The sequence below is a fragment of the Streptomyces sp. Root1310 genome, assembly GCF_001426425.1.
Taxonomy (GTDB): domain Bacteria; phylum Actinomycetota; class Actinomycetes; order Streptomycetales; family Streptomycetaceae; genus Streptomyces.
This window is the reverse complement of the sequence record NZ_LMEQ01000023.1, coordinates 437,766-462,474: the sequence shown is the minus strand read 5'-3', so window position 1 is coordinate 462,474 and position 24,709 is coordinate 437,766. Positions and strand designations below refer to the sequence as shown.

General features: G+C 72.6%; 24 protein-coding genes. 14 read left to right on the top strand and 10 right to left on the bottom strand.

The features are described from left to right. The first annotated feature begins 7 nt into the window (after nt 1–7). Entirely contained in the window at nt 8–847 is an 840-nt protein-coding gene (locus ASD48_RS26175; RefSeq protein WP_057604155.1) for a polysaccharide deacetylase family protein, read from the top strand. A gap of 33 nt (nt 848–880) precedes the next feature. On the opposite strand, the gene ASD48_RS26170 is transcribed toward ASD48_RS26175, so the two are convergent. Continuing rightward, complete coding sequence (locus tag ASD48_RS26170; RefSeq protein ID WP_057604154.1) at nt 881–1,549, bottom strand: class F sortase; 669 nt, start codon at nt 1,547–1,549, stop codon at nt 881–883. A gap of 333 nt (nt 1,550–1,882) precedes the next feature. Between ASD48_RS26170 and ASD48_RS26165 the strand changes: the two genes are divergently transcribed. After that, nucleotides 1,883–2,389 carry a hypothetical protein gene (locus tag ASD48_RS26165; RefSeq protein WP_057604153.1) on the top strand — a complete coding sequence of 169 codons (507 nt, stop codon included), beginning with the start codon at nt 1,883–1,885 and terminating at the stop codon, nt 2,387–2,389. 109 nt (nt 2,390–2,498) lie between these two features. Here ASD48_RS26165 and ASD48_RS26160 read toward each other — a convergent pair whose 3' ends face one another. From ASD48_RS26160 to ASD48_RS42440, 3 genes are all read right to left on the bottom strand, one after another. Next, nucleotides 2,499–3,035, bottom strand: coding sequence for a hypothetical protein (locus ASD48_RS26160; protein ID WP_057604152.1), 537 nt, complete (start codon nt 3,033–3,035; stop codon nt 2,499–2,501). A gap of 279 nt (nt 3,036–3,314) precedes the next feature. After that, entirely contained in the window at nt 3,315–4,079 is a 765-nt protein-coding gene (locus tag ASD48_RS26155; RefSeq protein ID WP_079073977.1) for a DUF4239 domain-containing protein, read from the bottom strand. 21 nt (nt 4,080–4,100) lie between these two features. Next, on the bottom strand, nt 4,101–4,733 hold the full coding sequence (locus ASD48_RS42440) for a hypothetical protein (protein WP_199875978.1): 633 nt from the start codon (nt 4,731–4,733) through the stop codon (nt 4,101–4,103). A 285-nt stretch (nt 4,734–5,018) separates the two neighbouring features. Between ASD48_RS42440 and ASD48_RS26145 the strand changes: the two genes are divergently transcribed. From ASD48_RS26145 to ASD48_RS26130, 4 genes are all read left to right on the top strand, one after another. Further along, entirely contained in the window at nt 5,019–5,993 is a 975-nt protein-coding gene (locus tag ASD48_RS26145) for an SCO0930 family lipoprotein (RefSeq protein ID WP_057604150.1), read from the top strand. 361 nt (nt 5,994–6,354) lie between these two features. Beyond that, the gene (locus tag ASD48_RS26140) at nt 6,355–7,167 is read left to right on the top strand and encodes an SAM-dependent methyltransferase (protein ID WP_057604149.1); all 813 of its coding nucleotides are present in this window, start codon (nt 6,355–6,357) and stop codon (nt 7,165–7,167) included. After that, nucleotides 7,164–9,299: an EAL domain-containing protein gene (locus tag ASD48_RS26135; protein ID WP_057604362.1), complete on the top strand. Its 2,136-nt coding sequence runs from the start codon at nt 7,164–7,166 to the stop codon at nt 9,297–9,299. The genes ASD48_RS26140 and ASD48_RS26135 overlap by 4 nt, the downstream gene beginning before the upstream one ends. A gap of 173 nt (nt 9,300–9,472) precedes the next feature. Then, nucleotides 9,473–9,805 (top strand): DUF4440 domain-containing protein, encoded by a 333-nt coding sequence (locus ASD48_RS26130; protein WP_057604361.1) that lies wholly within the window; start codon nt 9,473–9,475, stop codon nt 9,803–9,805. A 2-nt stretch (nt 9,806–9,807) separates the two neighbouring features. On the opposite strand, the gene ASD48_RS26125 is transcribed toward ASD48_RS26130, so the two are convergent. Then, nucleotides 9,808–10,659 carry a LysR family transcriptional regulator gene (locus ASD48_RS26125; protein WP_057604148.1) on the bottom strand — a complete coding sequence of 284 codons (852 nt, stop codon included), beginning with the start codon at nt 10,657–10,659 and terminating at the stop codon, nt 9,808–9,810. Between the two features lie 121 nt (nt 10,660–10,780). Between ASD48_RS26125 and ASD48_RS26120 the strand changes: the two genes are divergently transcribed. Beyond that, nucleotides 10,781–11,671 carry an NAD(P)H-binding protein gene (locus tag ASD48_RS26120; protein WP_057604147.1) on the top strand — a complete coding sequence of 297 codons (891 nt, stop codon included), beginning with the start codon at nt 10,781–10,783 and terminating at the stop codon, nt 11,669–11,671. Between the two features lie 123 nt (nt 11,672–11,794). Here the strand turns inward: ASD48_RS26120 and ASD48_RS26115 are convergent, their stop codons facing one another. Further along, nucleotides 11,795–12,679, bottom strand: a complete 885-nt coding sequence (locus tag ASD48_RS26115) for a LysR substrate-binding domain-containing protein (protein ID WP_057604146.1) — start codon at nt 12,677–12,679, stop codon at nt 11,795–11,797. 131 nt (nt 12,680–12,810) lie between these two features. Here ASD48_RS26115 and ASD48_RS26110 point away from each other — a divergent pair, with 131 nt between their 5' ends. The 6 genes from ASD48_RS26110 (at nt 12,811) to ASD48_RS26085 (ending at nt 19,809) form a co-directional block, all read left to right on the top strand. Further along, nucleotides 12,811–13,482, top strand: a complete 672-nt coding sequence (locus tag ASD48_RS26110) for a succinate dehydrogenase (RefSeq protein WP_057604145.1) — start codon at nt 12,811–12,813, stop codon at nt 13,480–13,482. Nucleotides 13,483–13,484: 2 nt separating this feature from the next. Beyond that, nucleotides 13,485–15,443, top strand: coding sequence for a fumarate reductase/succinate dehydrogenase flavoprotein subunit (locus ASD48_RS26105; protein WP_057604144.1), 1,959 nt, complete (start codon nt 13,485–13,487; stop codon nt 15,441–15,443). After that, complete coding sequence (locus tag ASD48_RS26100; protein WP_057604143.1) at nt 15,440–16,189, top strand: succinate dehydrogenase/fumarate reductase iron-sulfur subunit; 750 nt, start codon at nt 15,440–15,442, stop codon at nt 16,187–16,189. Before ASD48_RS26105 ends, ASD48_RS26100 begins: the two co-directional genes overlap by 4 nt. 271 nt (nt 16,190–16,460) lie before the next feature. Next, a complete protein-coding gene (locus tag ASD48_RS26095) occupies nt 16,461–17,234 on the top strand; it encodes a GNAT family N-acyltransferase (protein ID WP_057604142.1) in 774 nt (257 codons plus the stop codon). Next, complete coding sequence (locus ASD48_RS26090; protein ID WP_079073975.1) at nt 17,234–18,196, top strand: lysophospholipid acyltransferase family protein; 963 nt, start codon at nt 17,234–17,236, stop codon at nt 18,194–18,196. The genes ASD48_RS26095 and ASD48_RS26090 overlap by 1 nt, the downstream gene beginning before the upstream one ends. A 557-nt stretch (nt 18,197–18,753) precedes the next feature. Further along, the gene (locus tag ASD48_RS26085) at nt 18,754–19,809 is read left to right on the top strand and encodes an NAD-dependent epimerase/dehydratase family protein (protein WP_057604141.1); all 1,056 of its coding nucleotides are present in this window, start codon (nt 18,754–18,756) and stop codon (nt 19,807–19,809) included. On the opposite strand, the gene ASD48_RS26080 is transcribed toward ASD48_RS26085, so the two are convergent. The 3 genes from ASD48_RS26080 to rpmF all read right to left on the bottom strand — a co-directional run bounded on the left by ASD48_RS26080 (nt 19,806) and on the right by rpmF (nt 23,555). Then, nucleotides 19,806–22,175 (bottom strand): excinuclease ABC subunit UvrA, encoded by a 2,370-nt coding sequence (locus ASD48_RS26080; RefSeq protein ID WP_057604140.1) that lies wholly within the window; start codon nt 22,173–22,175, stop codon nt 19,806–19,808. The genes ASD48_RS26085 and ASD48_RS26080 overlap by 4 nt on opposite strands. A gap of 112 nt (nt 22,176–22,287) precedes the next feature. Next, complete coding sequence (locus ASD48_RS26075; RefSeq protein ID WP_057604139.1) at nt 22,288–23,301, bottom strand: LLM class flavin-dependent oxidoreductase; 1,014 nt, start codon at nt 23,299–23,301, stop codon at nt 22,288–22,290. Nucleotides 23,302–23,384: 83 nt separating this feature from the next. Next, a complete protein-coding gene (gene rpmF / locus ASD48_RS26070) occupies nt 23,385–23,555 on the bottom strand; it encodes a 50S ribosomal protein L32 (RefSeq protein ID WP_057604138.1) in 171 nt (56 codons plus the stop codon). A 166-nt stretch (nt 23,556–23,721) separates the two neighbouring features. Between rpmF and ASD48_RS26065 the strand changes: the two genes are divergently transcribed. Further along, on the top strand, nt 23,722–24,213 hold the full coding sequence (locus ASD48_RS26065; protein WP_057604360.1) for a hypothetical protein: 492 nt from the start codon (nt 23,722–23,724) through the stop codon (nt 24,211–24,213). A 192-nt stretch (nt 24,214–24,405) separates the two neighbouring features. On the opposite strand, the gene ASD48_RS26060 is transcribed toward ASD48_RS26065, so the two are convergent. Further along, nucleotides 24,406–24,621, bottom strand: a complete 216-nt coding sequence (locus ASD48_RS26060; RefSeq protein ID WP_057604359.1) for a dodecin — start codon at nt 24,619–24,621, stop codon at nt 24,406–24,408. Between the last annotated feature and the right edge of the window lie 88 nt (nt 24,622–24,709).

Below are 24,709 nucleotides of genomic sequence, written 5' to 3'. Positions count from 1 at the left end.
TGACTGCATGAAGAAGGATCAGTTGTTCACGCGGCGCCGGGCGTTGCTCGCCGGAGCGGCCGCCGTCGGAGCGGTCGGCACGGCCGGAGTCTTCCTGTGGGGCGAGGACGGGAAGCCGGTCCGGGCCGCCGCCCCCGCCGCGGGCGCCCCGGCGCGGAGCCTGCCGCTGAAGCCCTCCGCCTACCGCCTCCAGCCGCTGACCGGCTACGGCCCCCCGCGCGTCGCCCCCGGCCGCACCCCGGTGCGCCACGAACCGCTGCTGAGGATGACCGGCCGCGGCCGCACCATGGTGCTGACCTTCGACGACGGACCCGACCCCCGCTACACCCCCGGCATCCTCGACACGCTGGCCCACTACGACGTGCGCGCGATGTTCTTCGTGTGCGGTGAGATGGCCGCCGACAACCAGGATCTGCTGGGCCGGATGGCCGACGAGGGCCATGTCGTCGGCAACCACACCTGGTCCCACCCCCTGCTGACCGGCCTCACCCGCCGTCAGATCCGCTCCGAGATGTCCCGCACCAGCGACGTCATCGAGGACGGCTACGGCGAGCCGCCCCGATGGTTCCGCGCCCCCTACGGCGCCTGGAACCGTGCCGCCTTCCAACTCGGTGCCGAACTGGGCATGGAGCCGCTCGCCTGGACGGTCGACACCCTCGACTGGACCGCCCCCGGCACCGGCACCATCGTCGAACGGGTCGAGAAGGGCGCCGGCCCCGGCGTGGTGGTGCTCTCGCACGACGCCGGGGGAGACCGCTCGCAGAGCGTGCGGGCCCTGCGCAGCTATCTGCCGCAACTGCTGGACTCCGGCTACCACATCACCGTCCCGCACCGGCGGTACACCTGACGCGAGCCCCCCGCCCGCCCGGCCGGAATCCGTTCAGCGGACCTCGGCCAGGCGGGCGAAGGCGACCACGTTCCCGTCGTATCCGTTCGCCTTGGAGAAGCCGCCGCCACAGGTGATGACCCGCAGTTCGGGCGTGCCCTTGGAGGCGTAGACGCGGTCGCCGGGGAAGTTGTTCTTCTCGAACACCTCGATGCCGTAGATCTCGAAGACCGCCGTCTTTCCGTCCCCGCGCGACACCTCGACGCGATTTCCCTTCTTCAGGGCCCCGAGACCGTAGAAGACGGCGGGGCCCAGTTTGTTGTCGACATGGCCGACGACGACCGCGGTCCCCTTTTCGCCGGGCGATACGCCGCCGGTGAACCAGCCGGCCAGGTTCGGGTCCTCCGGCGGCGGCGCGCCGACCCAGCCGTCCGCGTCCAGGCCGACCGACGTGACCGGCGCGTCCACCCGGATCGCGGGGATCCGGACCCGGTCCGGCACTGCGTACGGCAGCGCGGCCGGGGTCCGGCCGAAGGCACCGGCGGTGCGGCCGTCCGCGGCCGCCGCCGAGGCGGGCTGCGGCGGGCCGATGTCGAACTCTCCCGACCCGTTCCGGATGAGCGCGAGACCGGTCAGCAGTACAAGCGCTATCACGCCCCATGGGGCGCGCTTGCGCCGCCGCTCCTCTTCTTCCGCCACCTCGGACAGCTCGTACGCAGACATTCGCCATCCCCTTTCGACGCGGCCGTCACCGCGTCCCTTCGCGCATACGAGAACGCTAAGTCCCCGGGCGGGAACCGGCGACGGGGCAGCAGCGAACGGGTGGCCCCGGTGTCTTTCGGTGAGCCATCCGAGTTGACGACGGAAGTAATTTTCTGACGGTCCGTGACCTGCGGCAATATCCGATTGTGTGCATTTCGCTCGGCGTGTCTTCTCACCAGGACGGACCATTCCCGAAATGCGGGCGCGTGCACGGCATCTGAGGGTCGTTTCGGGAGGTGCTTTCTCGCCGACATGCCGGGGACGGGCCCCGGGGCGCCTTCCGCGGAGGATCACATGCGCATCACTCGATTTCTGGCGGCCTCGGTGGTCTCGGCCGCCGCGGTCGCCTCGCTCGGCGTCAGCGCCCCGGCCGCCGTCGCACGCGACGGCATGGGGGCGAACCCGAGCAACATCGTGGCCCTGCCTGCCGTCATCGCCCGCGGCGGCCAGATGACGGTCACCGTCGACGGCTGCCCCGGCGGCGGCACCATGACCTCGGCGGCGTTCCCGCAGGCCAACCTGACGCCGATCAACGGCGCCAACCAGACAGCCAAGGGGACGGCGACCATCAACAACAACGCCCGGCCCGGCACCTACGACATCACCGTCAACTGCTCCGGCCGGACCCTGACCCGCCCGGCCGCCTTCACCGTCATCGGCGGTGTCCGCGGCGGTCTCGGCGGCAGCACCACCACCGGCGCCACCCCGACCGACATGGCCATCGGCGGCGGTCTCGTCGCGGCGGCCGTGGTCGGGGGCGCTCTGTTCTGGATGCGCCGCCGCGCCGAGCGCCGCGTCTGAGGCCCGCCCCGAAGGGGACCGCACGTCGCACGTGACGCAGGCCTTCGCCCCGGTCCCAGCGGGACCGGGGCGAAGGCCTGCGCACGGCGGAGCCGCCGGCGGTGAGCGGTCAGTTGCCGTCCTCGGCGGCGCGGCGCCGGGAGAAGTAGTACGCGGCACCCACCGAGCCCACGATGAGCGCGGCGCCCAGGGCGATCTCCTCGAGGTCGAACCCGGCGACGGTGCCGCCCTCGCCGGCGTGCACGCCGCGCGGGACCGGATAGGGCACCGTGGGGTCGACCGGACGGCCGCCGGCGATCGTCAACTCCTTGACGGCGCTGATGCCGCCGCAGGCGAACGTCACCCGGTAGGAGGCACCCGCCCTGGCGTCCCAGTCGACCGTGACGACCGCGGACGACGACCCCCGGGGGATGACGACCGCGTCGAACACGCCCGAGGAGACCGTCACGGCGCTCCGGCAGCCACTGGCGTTGCGGTCCACCTGCACGGTGACCTGCCCGCCCGCCGCGATCGTCGAGGGCAGCACGCTGTAGCCGTTGGACATGACGTAGTGGTTGTCGTCGTCGCTCGCGACGGCTACCGGTGCGGAGAAGGTCAGGGCGGTGACGCCCAACAGTGCGGCCGAAGCGACGCGTATCGCGCGCATGGTGGATCCTCCGGTCCCCGAGGAGCAGCTGCGGACCTTTTCCGCTTACGTCATCAATGCACCTCGATGACCGAAACGCTAGGAACATGTGTGCGCTCCCGCGATCGCAGTCGCGCGAATGGGGCAAGCGTGTGGGCCGCCCAGGGGACACCGTTCCGGCAACCGGGGGACGGCGACGGCGCGGCGGCCGTCTTCTGCCGCCGTCCCCCGGTTGCCGTCCCCCATCCCCCGACCCCCGTCCGCCGTCCACCGTTCGCGGGAGGGTGAGGTGAGCGGACGTCAGCCCGCGACGCCTGGGAACAGATGGAGGAACGGTTCCGCCGACGCGGTGATGCCACGGCTGTACGGCGCGTCGAAGTCCCAGATGAGGAAGAGCAGAAAGGCGATCAGCGCGGAGAACAGCCCGGCCAGCACCAGTTCGCGGGTGGTACGGCGGATCTGCAGCGCGAAGACCATGCCGATGGTGATGGCGGCCCCGGCCAGCAGCCCGAACCACACCACGCCCGGCATGGTGGCCCCGGTCGACTCGGCCCGCGCGTTGCGTGCCTGGTCGGCGGCGGCCATCTGGTCGATCAACGGCTGGTAGGCCTGCGCCTGGAAGTCGGACGCCGGCTCGTAGTCGGTGACGTCCACCCGGATCCGCTGGAGGAGTTCGTCGCCGCGCTTCGTCACCTCACCGTCGTCGGCCATCGACTTCCACTCGGTGGTGACGACGTGTCCGACATAGGCGTTGACATCCTCCCGAATACGGTCACGGGCATCGGCCGGGTAGACGCGTACCCGCTCCGAGATCTCGTGGAGCGCCTGCGCCTCCGCCTGGACGTGGTCCTGGGCCACACTGCGCGCCTCCCAGACGCCTGCGATGGCCAGGCCCAGGACGATGGCGTACACCACGCCGATCCACATCGTCATGTACTCGATGACGTCCGGGGTCTCGGAGGGGTCCTCGTCCTCCGGCGCCCTGCGGTGCCGCAGAAGGGTGATGACGACCACCACCGCGCAGGCGGCGAGCATCGCGAGGGTGAGAACAAGCCATTCCGGCAAGAGATGCCTCCAGGGTCGGCGCTAACGCGGTCGCAGCGCGGCGACGGCGATCACCGCGGGCACGGTGATGAGCAGGACGTAGGTGACCGGCGACTGGCCGCGGCGGACGGGCCGCTGCCGCGGCGAGGCGTGGTACGCCGGGTAGCTCACCGGGGTCGCGGACGGGCGTGGCGTGGGCTTCGGCTCGGCGGTAGGTGTCGGATCGGGGGCCGGTGGAGGTGGCGGCGGGGGTGTGGGGGCCTGCCGCGGAGGCGGTGCCGCGGGCCGGGGCGGCGCGGGCGCCATCGGCCTGGGCCGCGGCTTCGGCGCCGGGGGTCCGGGCTCGGGAGGCGGCGGCGGGGGCGTCGGCTTCGGGGTGGGAGTCGGCGTGGGTGACGGGGTGGGGCTCGGCGTCGGCTTGGGCGGGGGCTTCGGCTTCGGCGGTGTGGGGGTCGGGGTGGGCGTCGGCGTCGGTTCCGGGCACACCGGGGGAGCCGGCCATGAGTGACTCCCCGCGACCGCCACCGCCTCGGTGCCGTCCGGGCCGGTCGAGGCGTACGCGCACGCGTCGGCCGCGGCCACCCCGGCCGGGGCGGCCGCGAGGATCCAGGCCGCGGTCACCAGGGCCAGGGTCCTGGTGAGGAGGGCGGATCGGGTCGGTTGGGGTCCATGCACGACGGAGATCATGCGGCGTCCCGTACCTGCCCACGCCCCTGCCCGGTGGGTATTGCCCCGAACGGGGGAAGTTCCCGTCCCCGGGTTTGCCGGGCGGTGCGCTCGCGCATCCGGCACGCCGTGCGCCTGTGCGATCCGGAGGGCCCGCCGGGGCCGGTGTCACAGGTCCCGGAAAGTTTTTTGTGCCGTGTTTGAACACAACGACCGTCACCATGCGTACTCAGTGCCGTGCGGCGGCGCAGCAGGGCGCTGCAACACCTTGTGACGATCGGGGAGTTGTTGACGATGAAGACCACCTGGCGGAGCGCCTCACTTGCGGCGAGTGCTGTGGCCGTGCTGGCGCTGACGACGGCGTGCGGTTCTGAGAGCGGCACGTCGTCGAGCCAGAACGTCGGGGCCACGGCTCCGGCCGGTGGCATCGCGGGCGTCGGCGTGGGCAGCGGCGTCGGCAGCGGGGTCGGTTCCGGTGCGAGCGCCAGTGCGACCGCTGGGGCCGCCGCGCAGGGCAGCGCGGGTGAGCTGGCCGTCTCCGCGAACGACGAACTCGGCAAGATCCTCACCGACGGCACCGGCAAGACTCTCTACCGCTTCGACGCGGACACCGCGGAACCCCCGAAGTCGAACTGTGACGGCGACTGCGCGACCGCCTGGCCGCCGGTCTCCGCCGATGACATCGCGGCCGGCGACGGCATCGACAAGTCGCTGCTGGGTGAGGTCACCCGCACCGACGGCACCAAGCAGCTGACCGTGGCCGGCTGGCCCGCCTACTACTACGCCAAGGACGCCAAGGCCGGTGACACCACCGGTCAGGGCGTGGGCAACAAGTGGTTCGCGCTCACCCCCGAGGGCAAGAAGGCCAAGTCCGGCTCGTCCGCCGAGTCCGGCACCGAGCTGGCCGGGCTGTCCGTCCGCAAGGACGCCAACCTCGGTGAGATCGTCGTCGACAAGAACGGCATGACGGTCTACCGCTTCCTGAAGGACAAGGCCTGGCCCGAGCCGGTGTCGAACTGCAACGGAGCCTGCCTCGAGAAGTGGCCGGCCGTCGCTCCGGTCGCGTTCAACGAGACCGAGGGCATCCAGGAGAAGGGCTACATGAACTTCACCCGGTCCGACGGCACCAAGCAGCAGACGATCAACTGCTCGCCGATCTACACCTTCTCCGGTGACAAGTCGCCCGGCGACATCAACGGCCAGGGCGTGGGCGGCACGTGGTACGCCGTCGCGCCGAACGGAAAGCTGGTCGGAGCGCCGGAGCAGTAGAGATCGCCTCCCCAGGGCCGATCCCGCAGCTGCCCCATCGCGCACGACCGTTGGTCCGCCCCCTCCGCGCCGCACGGAGGGGGCGGACCGTTGTGCGTTCCGTTCCGCCCGCCCCTCGTGCTTGTCCGGCCGCCGGTTCCTGTGCGTAGACTTTCGCCGCCCCGCGGACCGCTCCGGAACCCTCCGGAACTCTCCGGAACGAACCGGGCACCTCAAGTAGCCCTTCGGGGCGCGTCGATTCGGCACGTGCCGCAGGCAGTGACCGGGAACGGACGGTCAATTTCCGTTTCCACTCGCCCGTTTGGCGGGCGATCAGTAGCCTCAGCTCGAACACCGGATCGCCTACGCCTTGGAGAGATAGATGGAGCGACCCGCCTGGGCCCCTCGGAGCATCGACATCTCGGTGCCCAGCGTCTCGCGGATCTACGACCACTACCTGGGCGGCTCGCACAACTTCGAGGTCGACCGGGAAGCAGCCCGCAAGGCCATGGAGTTCCTGCCGGGACTTCCGAAGATCAGCCAGGCGAACCGGGCGTTCATGCGCCGTGCCGTGCGGTACGCGGTCGACGAGGGCGTCACCCAGTTCCTCGACATCGGCTCCGGCATCCCCACCTTCGGCAATGTGCACGAGGTCGCCCAGGCGATGAGCCCCGGGGCCCGGGTGGTCTACGTGGACCACGACCCGGTGGCCGTCGCGCACAGCGAGGCGGTGCTGGCCGGCAACGCCGACGCCGATGTCGTGGCCGCCGATCTGCGCAAGCCGCAGGAGATCCTCAGCAGCCCGCAGGTGGCGCAACTGATCGACCTGGACCGGCCGGTGGCGCTGCTGCTGGTCGCCGTCCTGCATTTCGTGGAGGACGCGGACGACCCGTTCGCGGCGGTGGCCGAGCTCACCGCGGCGCTCGCGCCCGGCAGTCTGCTCCTGCTCACCCATGCCTCGTACGAGGGAATCCCACTGCCACCGGAGCGGGCCGGGGGCGCGGTGAACGTGTACAAGGACATCCGCAACCCGCTGATCATGCGCTCGCGTGACGAGATCGCGCGGTTCTTCGAGGGGTACGACATGGTGGAACCCGGACTGGTGCCGATGCCGCACTGGCGGCCGGACACGGCGCCGGAGGACGAGGACCCATGGGCCCTCTCCGGTTTCGCCGGCGTGGGGCGTACGGCGTGACCGCCGAGCCGGACGGGCCGGAGGACAGACTGCGGCGGTTCGCGACGATCTGGAGCCGGTCCGTGTTCCCGGTCACCTCGACGTCGTTGACCCGGTCCGAGCTGGAGGAGCAACTCCTGCCGCTGGCCGCGCGGTTGCGCGGCGCGCTGCTGGAGCGCGCCTTCGACGCCGACACGGGCAAGGCGGTCGGCGCCGCCCTCGTCGACGCGCACTGCACCGACCCCGAGGCGCTCAGCCGCTCCCTCGACTGCGTCGACGCGTATCTGGTGCTCTACTGCGGCGAGGACGGCCCCCGGGAGGATCTGCGGGCCCGCGCCGCCAGGCTCCAGCACGCCATGGCGGCCGGGTACGCGCAGGCGCTGCGCGAGCGCACGCTCGCCGAACAGGAGGCCATCGCCCAGGCCGCGTTGCGGGCCCAGGGCGTGGTCGCGCAGGCGCTGCACGCGAGTGAGGCCCGCTTCCGCGCGGTCTTCGAGGGCGCCGCGATAGGAATCGGCATCGCCGACCTGGAAGGCAACGTCCTGCAGGTCAACGGGGCGCTGCTGCGCATGTTCGGCGGTTCGGAGCAGACCCTGCGCGGACGCAAGGTCCAGGACCTGACCCATCCCGAGGACGCGCCCCAGACCTGGAAGCTGTACGACGAGCTGGTCCGCGGCGAACGGGAGCACTACCACACGGAGAAGGCGTTCAGCCGCCCCGACGGAACGGCCCTGTGGACCAACCTGACGGTCTCCCTGCTGCGTGACGCGGACGGCGAACCGCAGTACTCGCTGGCCCTGATGGAGGACACCACCGAGCGCCGGCTGCTCAACCTGCGGCTGCGCTACGAGGCCACCCACGACGCGCTCACCGGCCTGCCCAACCGCACCCTGTTCTTCGAACGGCTGGAGAAGGCGCTCGGCGCGGGCCCCGGGCAGCGCTTCGGGCTGTGCTACCTCGACCTGGACGGCTTCAAGACCATCAACGACAGTCTCGGGCACGCGGCCGGTGACCGGCTGCTCGTCGAGGTCGCCGACCGGCTCCAGTCCTGCGCCACCGCGCCCGGCGAGATGGTCGCGCGTCTCGGCGGTGACGAGTTCGTGGCGCTGACCACCGGCCCCGACACCCGCCGTGAGGTCGACGACCTGGCCGCACGCATCATGAACGCCCTGATCGCGCCGGTACGCATCGACGGCCGGGAGCTCACCGTGCGCGGCAGCATCGGCATCGTCGAAGGACCCGCGGGGGAGCGCAGCGCGGCGGAGGTGCTGCGCAGCGCCGACATCACCATGTACCGGGCCAAGTCGGCGGGCGGCAACCGCTTCGAGCTCGCCGACGCGGAGGCCGACGCCCGCGCGATCACCCGCCACGGCCTGACCACCGCGCTTCCGGCGGCCCTCGACCGCGGCGAGTTCTTCATCGAGTACCAGCCGCTCGTCCACCTCGGCGACGGCAGTGTGCGCGGTGCGGAGGCCCTGGTGCGCTGGCTGCATCCGCAGCACGGGGTGCTCGGCCCCGACCGGTTCATCCCGCTCGCCGAGCACACCGGACTGATCGTGCCGCTGGGCCGCTGGGTCCTGGAGGAGTCGGTCCGGCAGGCCGGCGAGTGGCGGGAGCGGGGCGGCGACACGGATCCCCTCCGGATCAACGTCAACCTCTCCCCGTGCCAGCTCACCCATCCCGGTCTGGTGCAGGACACCGTCGACATCCTGGAACGCGCGGGTGTCGCACCGGAGGCGCTGTGCCTCGAGGTGACGGAGTCGGCGTTGATCGGCGCCGACGACGACCTGCTCAAGCCGCTGCGCCGGCTCGCCGAGATGGGCGTCGACATCGCCCTGGACGACTTCGGCACCGGCTACTCCAACCTGGCCAACCTGCGGCGGCTGCCGGTGAGCGTGCTCAAGCTGGACCGCTCCTTCACCCAGGGCATGCAGCAGTTCCCGGCGGACCCCGTCGACCTCAAGATCGTCGAGGGGATCGTCTCACTCGCCCACAGCCTGAACCTCGCGGTCACGGTGGAGGGCGTGGAGACCGGCGCGCAGGCCGAACAGCTGCGGATACTGGGCTGCGACACGGCCCAGGGCTGGTACTACGCCCGCCCGGGCCCGCCGGACCGGCTCCACCAGCTGGCCCTGGTGGACGCGACGGGGTGAGCGGACAACCGGGTCGACAACCGGGTCGACAACCCGGTCGCGGGAGCGCGGGGGTCACCCACGGAGGCGGACAGGTGACCCACGCACGGGACGGGGACGACGACGTGAACGAGGGCGCGGAGGACGGCGTGGAGGGCGCCTTGGACGAGGTGATCGCCGGTGAGCTGGCCCTGATGGACCCCGCCGTGCGCGCCTCCCGGGCCCTCTTCGAGCGGCTGCTCGACCCCGAGTTCGTCGAGGTCGGCTCCTCGGGCCGCCGCTACACGTACGAGGACATGCTGGCCTGGCTGCCCGAGCACTCGGGCAGTTCGCGGGGCGGCCCCCGCTACCGGCCGTCGGCCATCGAGGGCGTCCTCCTGGCGCCCGGCCTGATCCACCTCACCTACGAGACGGACTTCGACGGCCTGCACGTCCGGCGCAGCTCGCTGTGGCGCAAGCGCAGCGAGGAGACGGGCTGGCGGATGTACTACCACCAGGGGACACCGGTCCCGCCCGAGGCCGCGTAGCGTCAGCCCGCCTCGCGCTCGCGTTCGCGTGCTTCCTCGGCCACGGCGACGGCGGCCCGCACCAGCGCCGCCGTGGCCGGTGAGCGGGACTGCTGGGGCCACGCGACGGCCAGGACCGCGGGCGGCGCGTCCAGGACCGGGCGGTAGACGACGCCCGGCCGGGGGTAGCGGTCGGCGACGGACGCGGGCAGCAGGGCGACGACCTCGCCCAGTCCCACCAGCGTGAGGAGCTGGGCGAGGTCCTGGCCCCTGCCGCGTACCTCGTCGATGTAGCGGTGCGCCTCGTCCGGGCGCAGCCCCAGGTCGGCCAGGCGCAACGCGGCCCGGGCGGCGAGCGGATGACTCACGGCGAGGGCGGCGACGCGCGGCTCGGCGGCCAGGTCCTCCGTGTCCAGGCCGGTGCGGTCGTACGGCTCGTAGACGAGGGCCACATCGGCCTCGCCCCGGCGCAGCAGCCGGGACTGCTCGTGCCAGGCGCACAGCCGTACGGCGACCGGCACCGCCGCGGGGTCGGACGTGTACCGGGCGAGGATCCCCTCCAGCAGCCCGGCGTCCCCGTCGGCCTTGACCGCCAGCGCCAGTTTCGGCTCGGGGGCGGCGGCCCGCCGGGCCCGTCGCCCCGCGGCCTCCAGCGCGGCGAGCGCGAACCGGGCCTCCACCAGCAGGACTTCGCCCGCCGACGTCAGCGACACGCTGTGCGTGGTCCGCTCGAACAGGACCGCCCCCAGCTCCGTCTCCAACTGGCGGATCGCCCGGGACAGCGGCGGCGGAGAGATGCCCAGCCGCTCGGCGGCGCGGGCGAAGTTGAGCTCCTCGGCGACGGCGACGAAGTAACGCAGCGGGCGGGACTCCATGGCGGCCCTCCGATCGGTATTGCTCTGAGGGTAACAACCGCGAGCCGATCGATCCTTCAGTTCCGAGGCGCGGGGCAGCAGGCTCGACGCATACCGACCATCGCGATCTCTGGAGCAGTTCATGATCGTCATCACCACTCCGACCGGCCAGATCGGCCGCGAGGTCCTGGCCCGTGTGCTCGACGCCGGCAACGGCGCGCCACCGGTCCGGGTGATCGTCCGCGACCCCGCCCGGCTCTCCCCGCAGACCCGCGAACGCGTCGAGGTCGTCCAGGGGTCCCACGCCGACCCCGCCGTCCTGAAGGAGGTGTGCCAGGGCGCCGACCGGATCTTCTGGCTGGTGCCCCCGACTCCCGGGACGCACAGCGTCGAGGGCCACTTCCGTGCCTTCACCGATCCGCTGTGCGAGGTGATCGAGGGCCAGGGCGTCGAGCGGGTCGTGGCCGTCTCGACCCTGGGCCGGGGCGTCGCCGAGAACGCCGGGCCGATCTCGGCGTCGCTGGCCATGGACGAGGCGATCGCCGCCACGGGCGTGCACTACCGGGCGCTGTGTCCGCCGTCGCTGATGGAGAACCTGCTCCGCCAGACCGCCTCGATCCGCGCCGAGGGCGTGTGGTCGGAGGCGCTCGCGCAGGATCGCGTGGTGCGCACCTGCGCCGTCCGGGACGTCGCCGCCGAGGCGGCCCGGCTGCTCCTGGACGACTCCTGGACCGGATACGCGGACGTTCCGCTGGTGGGCCCCGACGCCCTCAGCCCCGAGGGCATGGCCCGGATCGTCTCCGAGGTGCTGGACCGGCCCGTGCGGGTGCGGCAGATCACCGTCGCCGAGCAGAAGGCCAGGCTCACGGGCTTCGGCGCCACGGAGGCCTGGGCGCGGGGTGTGGCCGACATGATGCACGCCCAGAACACCCAGGGCTTCTACGGAGCCACCCAACCCAGCACCCCCGACACCGCACCCACGAGCTTCCGCCGGTGGTGCGAGGAGGTACTCAAGCCGGCTGTACACGCCTGACATCCGCAGGTACCGGCCCCTGCGGGCGGCCGTCTCGTGTGTGCCGGCGCAGGGGAGCGCCCCGCGGGCTCGGTGGCAGCACCTGCGCCCGACCCGCACCCGCCGGTCGGGCGCAGGTGCTGCTCAGCGTTCCAGGAGCATGCGCTGGAGTTCCCGGGCCGCCCTCGGCGGAGCCACATCGCTGCGGTGTGCGAGGGCGATCGCGCGGTGCAGGCCTGGGCGGGCGAGCGGGGTGACCCGCAGGCCCCGGCCCGACCGGGCGGCCACCATGCGGGGGACGACGGCCACGCCCAGCCCGGCCCGGACGAATCCGAGCACCGCGTCCATCTCCCCGCCCTCCACCGCGAAGTCCGGCTCGAACCCCTCCGCCCGGCATGCGGCCACGGTCAGTTCCCGCAGGTCGTAGCCGTGCCGGAACATCACCATGCGTTCGCCCTCCAGGTCGGCGATCCGGACGGTGCGCCGTCCGTCACCCGGCTTGGAGGCCTCCGGGGAGGACACCACCACCAGGTCCTCGCGCAGCAGCTCCACCGTCGTCAGGGCCGGGGACGGGGTCGGCAGCGGCAGTACGACCAGGGCGAGATCGAGGGCGCCGCGGGCCAGCTCCCGGACGAGGTCGTGCGAGCCGCCCTCCTCGATCAGCAGCCGGATGCCCGGATAGCGGTCGTGGAAGGCGCGCAGCACGTCCGGCAGCAGGCCCGTGCACAGACTCGGCGTCGCCCCGAGCCGCACCCGCCCGCTGCGCAGCTGCACCAGCTCCTGCACCTCGTACCGCGCGGTCTCCGTGTCCGCGAGGATCCGCCGCGCCAGCGGCAGCAGCGCCTCGCCCGCGTCGGTGAGGGTGATGTTGCCGCGCGCCCGCAGGAACAGATCCGCCCCCAACTCCCTTTCCAGCGCCTTGATCTGCTGCGAGAGGGAGGGCTGCGCCACGTGCACGAGCTCGGCGGCCCGGGTGAAGTGCCGGGTCTCGGCCACCGCCACGAAGTACTGGAGCTGCTGGAACTGCATGCCCCCAGCCTACGTCGGCGATAGCCGGAGGCTATGGAATCGAGGCGGACCATGTCTTGGACCGATGGGGTGGTCCGGCCCTAGCGTCTTGACCCATGGCTCTGGCAACGCGGACGGACCGACGGCCGTCCATGGCGCGCACCGTGTGGGACTCCTCCGTCGGCAAGAAGACGGTGATGGCCGTCAGCGGCATGATCATGCTGCTGTACCTGGTCGTCCACGTCATCGGCAATCTGAAGATCTTCTTCGGCGCGGAGGAGTTCAATCACTACGCCCACTGGCTGCGCACCGTGGGCGAACCGTTCATGCACTACGAGTGGACGCTCTGGCTCGTGCGCGTCGTGCTGGTCGTCGCGGTGGTCGCGCACGCCGTCTCCGCGTACCAGCTCAGCCGCCGCGACATCAGGGCGCGGCCCAGCAAGTACGTGCACAAGAAGCCGCGGGCGAGCTACGCCACCCGCACCATGCGCTGGGGCGGCATCATCCTGGCCCTGTTCATCGTGTGGCACATCCTCGACCTGACCACCGGCACCGTGCACAGCGGCGGCTTCCAGGAGGGCCACCCGTACCAGAACGTCGTGGACACCTTCTCCACCTGGTACGGCAACGTCATCTACATCGTGGCGATGCTCGCCGTCGGGCTGCACGTCCGGCACGGCTTCTGGAGCGCCGCCCAGACCCTCGGCGTCGGCAGCCGCACCCGCGACCGCGCCCTCAAGACCGTCGCCGACATCCTCGCGCTGCTGCTCACGGCCGGCTTCCTCGCCGTACCCGTGGGCGTCATGACCGGAGTGGTGAGCTGAACATGACTGCCTTCTCCGCCTACGCGGACTACGAGACCGGTGAGCCGGTCGTCGACACCAAGGCCCCTTCCGGCCCCGTCGCCGAGCGCTGGGACAAGCGCCGCTTCGAGGCCAGGCTGGTCAACCCGGCCAACCGGCGCAAGCACACGGTCATCGTCGTGGGCACCGGCCTCGCGGGCGGCTCGGCCGGCGCCACCCTCGCCGAACAGGGCTACCACGTGGTCCAGTTCTGCTACCAGGACTCCCCGCGCCGCGCCCACTCCATCGCCGCGCAGGGCGGCATCAACGCGGCGAAGAACTACCGCAACGACGGCGACTCCGTCCACCGCCTGTTCTACGACACCGTCAAGGGCGGCGACTTCCGCGCCCGGGAGTCCAACGTGCACCGGCTCGCGCAGATCTCGGTCGAGATCATCGACCAGTGCGTCGCCCAGGGCGTGCCCTTCGCGCGGGAGTACGGCGGGCTGCTCGACACGCGTTCGTTCGGCGGCGTACAGGTGTCGCGGACCTTCTACGCCCGCGGCCAGACGGGCCAGCAGCTCCTGCTCGGCGCCTACCAGGCCCTCAGCAGGCAGATCGCCGCCGGCAACATCGAGATGCACCCGCGCACCGAGATGCTCGACCTGATCGTCGTGGACGGCCGAGCGCGCGGGATCGTGGCCCGGGACCTGATCACCGGGAAGATCGACACCTACTTCGCGGACGCCGTCGTCCTGGCGAGCGGCGGCTACGGAAACGTCTTCTACCTGTCGACCAACGCCATGAACTCCAACGCCACCGCGATCTGGCGGGCGCACCGGCGGGGCGCCTACTTCGCCAACCCCTGCTTCACGCAGATCCATCCGACCTGCATCCCGCGCACCGGCGACCACCAGTCGAAGCTGACGCTGATGAGCGAGTCGCTGCGCAACGACGGCCGGATCTGGGTGCCCAAGGCCAAGGGCGACGACCGTCCGCCGAACCGCATCCCCGAGGAGGAGCGCGACTACTACCTGGAGCGCATCTACCCCTCCTTCGGCAACCTGGTCCCACGGGACATCGCCTCCCGCGCCGCCAAGAACGTCTGCGACGAGGGCAAGGGCGTCGGCCCCGGCGGACAGGGCGTCTACCTCGACTTCGCCGACGCCATCGCGCGCATGGGCCGCAAGGCCGTCGAGGCCAAGTACGGCAACCTCTTCGACATGTACCAGCGGATCACCGACGAGGATCCGTACGAGGTCCCGATGCGGATCTACCCGGCGGTGCACTACACGATGGGCGGGTTGTGGGTCGACTACGACCTCCAGACCACCGTCCCCGGCCTGTTCGCGATCGGCGAGGCCAACTTCTCCGACCACGGCGCCAACCGGCTCGGCGCCTCCGCGCTGATGCAGGGGCTCGCCGACGGCTACTTCGTGCTGCCGGCCACCATCAACGACTACCTCGCCCGCAACCCGCACCAGGGCGAGGTGACCCTCGAACACCCCGTCGTCCAGGAGGTGCTGGCGGAGACCCAGGACCGCCTCAACCTGCTGCTCTCGGTAGACGGCGACCGCACCCCGGACTCCTTCCACCGCGAGGTCGGCGAACTCATGTGGGAGTTCTGCGGCATGGCCCGCAGCGACTCCGGTCTGCGCAAGGCCCTCGAGCGCATCCCGCAGATCCGCGAGGAGTTCTGGCGGCGCATCAAGGTGCCGGGCACCGGCGAGGAGTTCAACCAGTCCCTGGAGAAGGCCAACCGCGTCGTCGACTACCTGGAGCTCGCCGAGCTGATGTGCCTCGACGCGCTGCACCGCGCCGAGTCCTGCGGCGGCCACTTCCGCGAGGAGTCGCAGACCCCGGACGGCGAGGCGGCCCGCCGGGACGAGGAGTTCGGCTACGCGGCGGCCTGGGAGTTCAACGGGACGGGCGAGGCCCCGGCCCTGCACCGGGAAGACCTGGTCTTCGAGTACGTCCACCCCACCCAGCGGAGCTACGCATGAAGCTCAACCTGCGCGTCTGGCGGCAGAAGAACGCGGACGCCGACGGCGCCATGTCCACGTACGAGGTGGACGGCATCTCACCCGACATGTCCTTCCTGGAGATGCTCGACACCCTCAACGAAGAGCTCATCCTGCGCGGCGACGACCCGGTCGCCTTCGACCACGACTGCCGCGAGGGCATCTGCGGCGCGTGCTCGCTCGTCATCAACGGCGACGCGCACGGCCCCGAGCGGACCACCACCTGCCAGCTGCACATGCGGTCCTTCCGGGACGGCGACACGATCGACGTCGAGCCGTGGCGGGCCGCCGCCTTCCCGGTCGTCAAGGACCTGGTGGTCGACCGCAGCGCCTTCGACCGGATCATCCAGGCCGGCGGCTATGTCACCGCCCCGACCGGTGCCGCCCCCGAGGCCCACGCGACGCCCGTGCCCAAGCCCGACGCCGACTTCGCCTTCGAGCACGCCGAGTGCATCGGCTGCGGGGCGTGCGTCGCCGCCTGCCCGAACGGCGCGGCGATGCTGTTCACCTCAGCCAAGGTCAACCATCTCAACGTGCTGCCCCAGGGCGCGCCCGAGCGGGAGACCCGGGTGCTGGACATGGTGGCCCAGATGGACGAGGAGGGGTTCGGCGGCTGCACGCTGGCCGGCGAGTGCGCGACCGCCTGCCCGAAGGGCATCCCGCTGGTGTCCATCACCGGCATGAACAAGGAGTGGCTGCGGGCCACGCGGAAGGTCACGAAGCGGTAGTGCCGCGGGGCGGAGCGGCGTTCTGACGCCCGCTTCGGAAAGAGACGTTCGCCGACAAGGTGCGGACGGGCGGGGCCGGGAGTGGTGCTCATCCCCGGCCCCGTCTCGCGTCGGGCCCCGGGCGGAGCGGAGCGGGCGTCTGGCATTCAGCAGCCGCACATCCACGGGCCCCGTGCCGGTCACGCCGAGGCCAGCCGGGCGCGGAAGAAAGCAGGTGCAGCTTCCCCGTGCACCGTCCCCATGCTTCTTCCGCCCGGCGCAGGAGACCTCCATGACCGCCATGCCCGTCGCACCCGCCGCTCCCGCCGTCCCGCCCGGCGGCTCCGGCTATCTCGTCTCGCTCGCCCGCGACCAGGACGACGTCCGGGCCGCGCAGCGGCTGCGCCACCAGGTGTTCGCCGGAGAGCTGGGCGCCCGGCTCGACGGCCCGGAACCGGGTCTGGACACGGACGCCTTCGACGCGTACTGCGACCACCTGCTCATCCGCGACAACGCCACCGGCGAGGTGGTCGGCACCTACCGGCTGCTGCCCCCCGAGCGGGCCGCGATCGCCGGACGGCTCTACTCCGAGGGCGAGTTCGACCTCGGGCGGCTCGACGCGATCCGGCCCGGCCTGGTGGAAGTCGGCCGCTCGTGCGTGCACCCCGACCACCGGGACGGCGCCGTCATCGGGCTCATCTGGGCCGGGATAGCCCGCTACATGGTGGACCGCGGACACGAATGGCTGGCCGGCTGCTGCTCGGTCCCGCTGGCCGACGGCGGGACACTGGCGGCGGCGACCTGGGAACGGGTGCGCGGCAAGCACCTCGCCCCGCCGGAGTACCGGGTACGGCCGCTGCGGCCCTGGACCCCGAACGGCACCGTCCCGGCCGCACGCACCGAACTCCCGGCCCTGCTGCGCGGCTACCTCCGCCTCGGCGCCTGGGTGTGCGGGGAGCCCGCCCACGACCCCGACTTCGGCGTCGCCGACCTGTATGTGCTGCTGCCGATGAGCCGGGTCGACCCGCGCTACCTGCGGCACTTCCTCTCCCTCGTCCCGGCCTGATGAGCGTCTGGCTACCCAGCGCGCCCTGCACCCCGCGGGTGTGCGTGGAGGCCACGGCGACCCTCACGACCGTGCCCCGGGCCGTGCTGCGGCTCATGGCGGTGGTCGCGCTGGTCCTGGTCGGGGTGGTGCTGGCGCCCGTCGGCGGCCGGTTCCCGTCCCGCGTGGTGCGGTACTGGAGCCGGACCGTCGTGCGGGCGGCGGGGGTGCGGGTCCGGGTGACCGGCGGGCCCGCGCCCACCGGCACCGGGCTGCTGCTGGTGGCGAACCACATCTCCTGGCTGGACATCCCGCTGCTGGCCGCCGTCCGCCCGGCCGGGATGCTCGCCAAGGACGAGATCCGCCGGTGGCCGGTGGCGGGCACGCTGGTCGCGCGCGGCGGTGTCCTGTTCATCGACCGCGACCGGCTGCGGGCCCTGCCCGCCACGGTCGCCGCGATCGCCGACGCCCTGCGCGCCGGGCGGGCCGTGGCGGTGTTCCCGGAGGGGAGCACCTGGTGCGGCCGCGCCCAGGGACACTTCCGGCGGGCGGTGTTCCAGGCCGCCCTGGACGCCCGGGTGCCGGTGCTGCCCGTACGCATCCGCTACCGGGACCGTGCGGGGGCGGCCAGCACCGTGGCCGCCTTCGTCGGCGACGACCCGCTGCTCGCCTCGCTGTGGCGGGTGGTGTCGGCGCGGGGCCTGGTGGCGGAGGTCGAGGTCCTGCCCGCGCTCGCGCCGGGCAGCCATCCCGACCGCAGGGCGCTGGCCGCGGCCGCCGGCGCCCGGGTGCTGGACGGCCCGCCCGAGCGGCAGGCCACGGCCCGGCCGGGCCCGGCGTGCCACCACCCCGACCCGCGCGAACCGGTCCCGTCGCGCCGCCGTCTCCGCCTCCGCCGCCTCCGCCGTCTCCGCGGTCCTCGCGGGGTGCTCCAGGGAGCCGGGGAGCGCGCCGGAGCTCCGGTCGGCCAGCCGGTCCGGTAACTGGTCGGCCCGCCGGCCCGTCAACCGGCCCGTCAACCGGCCCGTCAACCGGGGCGGCTCCCGGCGCGGGTCGTGCCGTGGGCGCGGGGTCTGCGTTCGACGGCGAAGGTCGGGTCGCCGGGTCCGCCGAGTCCGCCGGGTCCGCCGAGTTCGCCGGGTCCGCCGAGCCTGGCGAGGTCGCCGGGTCCGCCGGGTCCGCCGAGCCTGGCGAGGTCGCCGGGTCCGCCGGGCCCAGCGGGTTCGCCGGGTCCGCCGGGTTCGCCGGGTCCGCCGAGCCGCCGAGGCCAGCGGGTCCGCCGAGTCCGCCGAGCCGCCGGGGCCAGCGGGTTCGCCGAGTCCCCCGAGTTCGCCGAGCCCGGAGAGTCCCCCGAGTCTGCCGGGTCCGGCGACCCCGGCGACCCCGGCGGGTCCGCCCGGTCCCCCGAGCCCGGCGAGTCGGCCGGTTCGCCGAGCGGGGTCGGTGGGGCCGGCCGTCGGGCGAAATTCCGTTCAAGTCGGGGGCCGTCGGCCGACCTTGATGCGATCATGGCGCATCCCGACCTCTGAGGGGAGCGCGCGTGAGCGGAAGCCCGGCCGGCCGGACGGTACTCGTGACGGGAGGCAGCGGCTTCGTGGCCGCCCATCTCGTACAGCAGCTCCTGGAACGCGGCTACCACGTCCACACCACCGTGCGCGCCACGGCGAACGAGGCCAAGCGCCGGCCGCTGCGCGCCCTGGGGGACGCCCATCCCGGCCGCCTCCACCTCTTCGAGGCGGACCTGCTGGCGGCGGGCTCCTTCGACGAGGCCATGAAGGGCTGCACGGTGGTCTTCCACGTGGCCTCGCCGTTCCTGATGCCGGAGCAGATCAAGGACGGACGGCGGGACGTGGTGGAACCGGCCCTGGCGGGCACGCGCAACGTCGTGGCGTCGATCGAGCGCACCGAGACCGTCGAGCGCCTGGTCCTCACGTCCACGGTGGGGGCGATCTTCGGCGACTACGCCGACGTACGGGAGATGGACGACCGGACCCTGTCGGAGAAGTACTTCAACACCACCAGCACCGTGGAGAACAACCCGTACCACTACGCCAAGACGGTGGCCGAGCGGGCCGCCTGGGAGGCGGAGGCCGTCCAGAGCCGCTGGCGCATGGTCTCCGTCAACCCCGGCCTCGTTCTGGGCCCTTCCCTCACCCCCGGCTCGGACTCGGGCAGCCTGTTCCTCCTGGACGAGCTCTTCAAGGGCTACTTCTTCTACGGGGCCCCGGACTTCAGCTTCACCACGGCCGACGTCCGCGATGTCGCCGCGGCCCACATAGCGGCGGCCGAGCACCCCGAGGCGCACGGCCGGTACATCGTCGCGGCGCAGGAGATGACCTCCTTCCACCAGATGTCGAAGGTCCTGCGGAAGCACCACCCGCGAAACCGGCGCCTGCCCAGGACCGCCCTCCCGCACTGGCCGGTGCGGATCCTCGGCCCCGCCTTCGGCCTCTCCCAGGAGTACATCCGGGGCCACCTCGGCATCCGCTTCCGTGTCGACAACCGCAGAAGCACCGAGGAACTCGGCCTCACCTACCGTCCGATCGAGGAGACCCTGGTGGACCACCACCGGTCCTGGCGGGACCAGCGACGCTAGCGGAGCGTGCCCAGCACCCGGCGCAGATACGGCGCCGTCGCGCTCTCCTCGGCCGCCGCCACCTCCTGCGGCGTCCCCGTCGCCACGATCCGTCCGCCCGCGTCGCCGCCGCCGGGCCCGAGGTCGATCACCCGGTCGGCGCCCGCCACCACGGCCATGTCGTGCTCGACGACGATCACGGTGTGCCCGGCGTCGACCAGGCCGTGCAGCTGCCGCATGAGGACCTCGACGTCGGCCGGGTGGAGACCGGCCGTCGGTTCGTCGAGGAGGTAGAGCGTGTGGCCGCGGCGGCCCCGCTGCAACTCGGCCGCCAGCTTGATGCGCTGGGCCTCGCCGCCGGAGAGTTCCGTCGCGGGCTGGCCGAGGCGCAGATAGCCGAGGCCCACGTCGAGGAGGGTGGCCAGACTGCGCGCGACGGCCGGGACGTCGGCGAAGAAGTCAGCCGCCGACTCCACCGTCAGGTCCAGCACCTGCGCGATGTTCCGTTCACGGTAGGTCACTTCGAGTGTTCCGGGGTTGTAGCGGTCGCCGCCGCAGTCCGGACAGGGAGCGTACGTGCTGGGCAGGAAGAGCAGTTCGACGCTCACGAAACCCTCGCCCTGACAGGTCTCGCAGCGCCCTCCCGCCACGTTGAAGGAGAACCGGCCGACGCCGTACCTCCTGGCCCGTGCCGCGTCCGTCGCCGCGAAGACCTTGCGGACCACGTCGAACAGGCCCGTGTACGTCGCCAGGTTGGAGCGCGGGGTGCGGCCGATCGGCTTCTGGTCGACCGCGACCAGCCGGCCCACGCCCGGCAGGTCCTCCGTGATCTCGCCGACGAGCGTCGACTTTCCCGAGCCCGAGACGCCGGTCACCGCCGTGAAGACGCCGAGCCCGAACTCCGCGGTCACCCCGCGCAGGTTGTGCCGGGTCACCGGGCCGACCGTCAACCGGCCCCGGGCGGAGCGGACTTCACGTACGGGTGCCGCTGAGCGGTCGAACAGGAAGCGTGCCGTCGCCGACTCCTCGACCGACGCCAGGGCGGCCACCGGACCGCTGTGCAGCACCCGCCCCCCGTGCTCACCGGCCCGCGGGCCCACGTCCACCAGCCAGTCGGCGGCGCGCATCACGTCCAGCCGGTGTTCCACCACGAACACCGAGTTGCCCGCCGCCTTCAGCCGTTCCAGCACGGTGAGCAGGGCCTCCGTGTCCGCCGGGTGCAGTCCCGCCGACGGCTCGTCGAGCACGTACACCACGCCGAACAGCCCGGAGCGCAGCTGGGTCGCGATCCGCAGGCGCTGCAGCTCGCCCGCCGACAGGGTGGGGGTGGCGCGGTCCAGACCGAGGTAGCCGAGCCCGAGTTCGAGGACGGGAGCGATGCGGGTCCTGAGGTCGTCGGTGAGGACCCGGGCCGTCTCGGACGTCCCTTCGAGGAGCCGGGCCAGTTCCGCCAGCGGCAGCGCGGCCAGTTCCGCGATCGTCCGGCCCGCGAAGGTCACGGCGAGCGACTCCGGCCGCAGCCGGCCGCCGGCGCACGCCGGGCAGGGTGCGGCCGTCAGGAAGCGTTCCGCCCTGGCCCGCAGGGTCTGGCTCCGGGAGTCCGCGAAGGTCTTCATCACATAGCGGTGGGCGCTCATATAGGTGCCCTGGTAGGGGCGTTGGATGCGGTTCGCGTCCCGCACCGGGTGGACCGTCACCACCGGCTGCTCGTCCGTGAACAGGATCCACTCCCGCTGCTCGGCGGGCAGTTCGCGCCACGGTACGTCGACGTCGTGGCCGAGCGCGTCGAGGATGTCCCGCAGGTTCTTGCCCTGCCAGGCGCCCGGCCAGGCGGCGATCGCGCCCTCGCGGACGGACAGCGACGGGTCCGGTACCAGCGACTCCTCGGTGGTGCGGTGGACCTCGCCGAGGCCGTGGCACTCGGGGCAGGCTCCGGCCGCCGTGTTGGGGGAGAAGGCGTCCGAGTCGAGGCGCTCCGCGCCCGGCGGGTAGTCGCCAGCCCGGGAGAAGAGCATCCGCAGCGAGTTCGACAGGTTCGTGACCGTGCCCACCGACGAGCGCGAGGTGGGCGTCGAGCGGCGCTGCTGGAGCGAGACCGCCGGGGGCAGTCCGGTGATCTCGCCGACCTTCGGCGCGCCGACCTGGTGGATCAGCCGCCGCGCGTACGGCGCCACCGACTCGAAGTAACGGCGCTGGGCCTCCGCGTAGATCGTCCCGAACGCCAGCGACGACTTCCCGGAGCCGGACACCCCCGTGAACACGGCCACCACGTCGCGGGGGACGTCGACGTCCACGCCCCGGAGGTTGTGCTCGCGGGCGCCCCGGACCCGGATGTACCCGTCCTTCGTGGACGGCTCGCCGTCGTGCGGCTCGGGTGGGCTCGGCATGGGGGGACTCCGTACGGGTCTCCGGCCGTGCGGCCGGCGCGGTGCGGGACAAACCCCGCAATCCTATGCGTGCGCGGCGGGCGACGCCCGGTGGGCCGCCCGGGGCCGGCGGTCAGCCGCCGCTCCGCTCCGCGTGCACGATCCCGGCGAGCCGCCGGTAGGAGTCCAGCAGCGCGGCCCGGTCGTAGGTGCTGGTGGTGACCAGGACCTCCTGCGCCCCCGTCTCCTTGAGCACCGTCTCCAGCCCGTCGGCCACCTGCTCCTCGGTGCCCGCGAGATGACCGGTGAGCCCGGACTCGTAGAAGCCGCGCTCCTTCGCGGTCATCGCGCGCGGTTCGGCCTCCTCGGCCGGTGGCAGGGGCGGGAAGGTGCCGTGGGTGCGGGAGTACGCCATCGACCAGGCCTCGGGGATCAGCAGCCGTCGTGCCTCCTCGGGCGTCCGTGCCACCGCGATCGTGCCGGAGACGACCACGTAGGGCTCCGACGCCCAGGGGGAGGGCCGGAAGAGGGAGCGGTAGCGGTCGACGCCGCGCCGCATCCTCTCGCGGTCGCGGAGGTCGCCGATGACCATCGGCAGCCCCGCGCGCGCGGCGATCTCCGCGCCCTCGCCCATGGCCAGTACGAACGGTGGCACGGTCAGCCCTTCCGAGGGCCGTGCGTGCACGCCCGTGGGCGAGTCGCCGAGGAACCAGCCGAGCAGTTCCCGGAGCTGTCCCGCGAAGTCGTCGGCGTCGTCCTTGTCCCGGCCCAGCGCCCTGCGCACCCCGTCGGTGAAGCCCACCGACCGTCCCAGGCCCATGTCGACGCGGCCCGGGAACAGGGACTCCAGGACACCGAACTGCTCGGCCACGACCAGGGGCCGGTGGTTGGGCAGCATCACCCCGCCGGTGCCGACCCGGATCCGGTCCGTCGCGGCGGCCACGGCCGCGGCCAGCACCGTGGGCGCGGACCCGGCGACCCCGGGCACGCCGTGGTGCTCCGAGACCCAGAACCGGTGGTAGCCCAGCGCCTCCGCCTCCCGCGCCAGCCGCACGGTGTCCCGGAGCGCCTCGGCGCCGGTGTGACCCTCGCGCGTGCGCGAGCGGTCGAGGACGGAGAAGCGGGCCGAGGCGATCACGGAGCTCATACGGGGTTCAACACCGTGCGGCCCGCTGGATTCCCCGCACGGCGTGATGGTCCGTGCGGGACCGTCCGGGCTGCCGGCGCGGGTCAGTCCTCGGGGCGCAGCAGTCCGCGCCGGTACGCCGCCACCAGGTGCTGGGGTACGAGACGGCGGACGCCGTCGACGGTGACCGGTACCAGCTGCGCCGTGCTCGCCTTCCACCGGGCGCGGCGGTGCCGGGTGTTGCTGCGGGACATCTTCCGCTTGGGAACGGCCATGGGAAACCTCCTCGGTGGGCTCGGGTGAGCTGCGAGGAAGCTATATGAAAATGGATCCCATTAGCAATTGTGTCGGCCGGGACCGTCGGCCAGGGCCGTCGGCCGGGGCAGGCCGAACCGGGCAGGCCTGCTGGGGCCCTGGTGCCGGCTGTCTAGGGTGGACGGCGTGACCGACAGCAGCAGGCGACCCGTCGCCGTCTTCGACCTGGACAACACCCTCGCCGACACGGCCCACCGGCAGCGCTTCCTGGAGCGCAGCCCGCGCGACTGGGACGCGTTCTTCGCCGCCGCGCCGCAGGACCCGCCGATCCCGGAGGGCGTCGCGATGGTGCTGGCCCGCGCCGAGGAGTGCGAGGTCGTCTACCTCACCGGCCGGCCCGAGCGATGCCGACGCGACACGCTGGAGTGGCTCGCCGCGCAGGGGCTGCCGGAGGGTCGCGTCCACATGCGGCGCAACGACGACCGCAGGCCCGCGCGGCGCACCAAGCTGGAGGTGCTCCGCCGACTGGCCCGCAACCGGGAGGTGAGCGTCCTGGTGGACGACGACGAACTGGTGTGCGCCGACGCCCGGCAGGCCGGTTTCACCGTCGTCCTGGCGCGCTGGACGGCCCCTTCGGGCGCTCTGAAGCAGGCGCAGGAGGGTGAGGGGCGCACCTGAGGGGCGCACCTGAGGGGCGCCCGTGCCCGAGGTGCGGCCGGGTGGGGTGGCGCGGCCGTGTGGGGCGGCGCGGCCCGTACGGGAAGGCGCGTCGTGCGCGATGGTGCGGCTCGTGCGCGACGGTGCGGCCCGTGCGGGACGGTGCGGCCCGTGCGGGACGGTGCGGCCCTTCGTGAAGGGGGTGCCGGGCCGTCAGGCCGACTCGTCCAGGCGGAAGCCGACCTTCAGGCCCACCTGCCAGTGTGCGATGTCGCCGTTCTCGATCTGGCCGCGCACCTGGGTCACCTCGAACCAGTCCAGGTTGCGCAGGGTCTGCGCCGCGCGGGTGATGCCGTTGCGGATGGCGTCGTCGACGCCGTCCGGCGAGGTGCCGACGATCTCCGTGACCCGGTAGGTGTGCTTCGACATCAGGGTGCTCCTCTCGACCGTGACGGCCTCGTCACGTGTGTCACGCGTCACTCCACCGTGCCCCAAGCTGCGGCGGAGCGCGAGGCGT

Excerpts from the sequence above, each read along its gene's own strand:
- ASD48_RS26175 (WP_057604155.1), top strand. The coding sequence starts at position 8 with ATGAAGAAGGATCAGTTGTTCACGCGGCGCCGGGCGTTGCTCGCCGGA.
- ASD48_RS26170 (WP_057604154.1), bottom strand. The coding sequence starts at position 1,549 with ATGTCTGCGTACGAGCTGTCCGAGGTGGCGGAAGAAGAGGAGCGGCGG.
- ASD48_RS26165 (WP_057604153.1), top strand. The coding sequence starts at position 1,883 with ATGCGCATCACTCGATTTCTGGCGGCCTCGGTGGTCTCGGCCGCCGCG.
- ASD48_RS26160 (WP_057604152.1), bottom strand. The coding sequence starts at position 3,035 with ATGCGCGCGATACGCGTCGCTTCGGCCGCACTGTTGGGCGTCACCGCC.
- ASD48_RS26145 (WP_057604150.1), top strand. The coding sequence starts at position 5,019 with ATGAAGACCACCTGGCGGAGCGCCTCACTTGCGGCGAGTGCTGTGGCC.
- ASD48_RS26140 (WP_057604149.1), top strand. The coding sequence starts at position 6,355 with ATGGAGCGACCCGCCTGGGCCCCTCGGAGCATCGACATCTCGGTGCCC.
- ASD48_RS26130 (WP_057604361.1), top strand. The coding sequence starts at position 9,473 with ATGGACCCCGCCGTGCGCGCCTCCCGGGCCCTCTTCGAGCGGCTGCTC.
- ASD48_RS26125 (WP_057604148.1), bottom strand. The coding sequence starts at position 10,659 with ATGGAGTCCCGCCCGCTGCGTTACTTCGTCGCCGTCGCCGAGGAGCTC.
- ASD48_RS26120 (WP_057604147.1), top strand. The coding sequence starts at position 10,781 with ATGATCGTCATCACCACTCCGACCGGCCAGATCGGCCGCGAGGTCCTG.
- ASD48_RS26115 (WP_057604146.1), bottom strand. The coding sequence starts at position 12,679 with ATGCAGTTCCAGCAGCTCCAGTACTTCGTGGCGGTGGCCGAGACCCGG.
- ASD48_RS26110 (WP_057604145.1), top strand. The coding sequence starts at position 12,811 with ATGGCGCGCACCGTGTGGGACTCCTCCGTCGGCAAGAAGACGGTGATG.
- ASD48_RS26105 (WP_057604144.1), top strand. The coding sequence starts at position 13,485 with ATGACTGCCTTCTCCGCCTACGCGGACTACGAGACCGGTGAGCCGGTC.
- ASD48_RS26100 (WP_057604143.1), top strand. The coding sequence starts at position 15,440 with ATGAAGCTCAACCTGCGCGTCTGGCGGCAGAAGAACGCGGACGCCGAC.
- ASD48_RS26095 (WP_057604142.1), top strand. The coding sequence starts at position 16,461 with ATGACCGCCATGCCCGTCGCACCCGCCGCTCCCGCCGTCCCGCCCGGC.
- ASD48_RS26090 (WP_079073975.1), top strand. The coding sequence starts at position 17,234 with ATGAGCGTCTGGCTACCCAGCGCGCCCTGCACCCCGCGGGTGTGCGTG.
- ASD48_RS26080 (WP_057604140.1), bottom strand. The coding sequence starts at position 22,175 with ATGCCGAGCCCACCCGAGCCGCACGACGGCGAGCCGTCCACGAAGGAC.
- ASD48_RS26075 (WP_057604139.1), bottom strand. The coding sequence starts at position 23,301 with ATGAGCTCCGTGATCGCCTCGGCCCGCTTCTCCGTCCTCGACCGCTCG.
- rpmF (WP_057604138.1), bottom strand. The coding sequence starts at position 23,555 with ATGGCCGTTCCCAAGCGGAAGATGTCCCGCAGCAACACCCGGCACCGC.
- ASD48_RS26060 (WP_057604359.1), bottom strand. The coding sequence starts at position 24,621 with ATGTCGAAGCACACCTACCGGGTCACGGAGATCGTCGGCACCTCGCCG.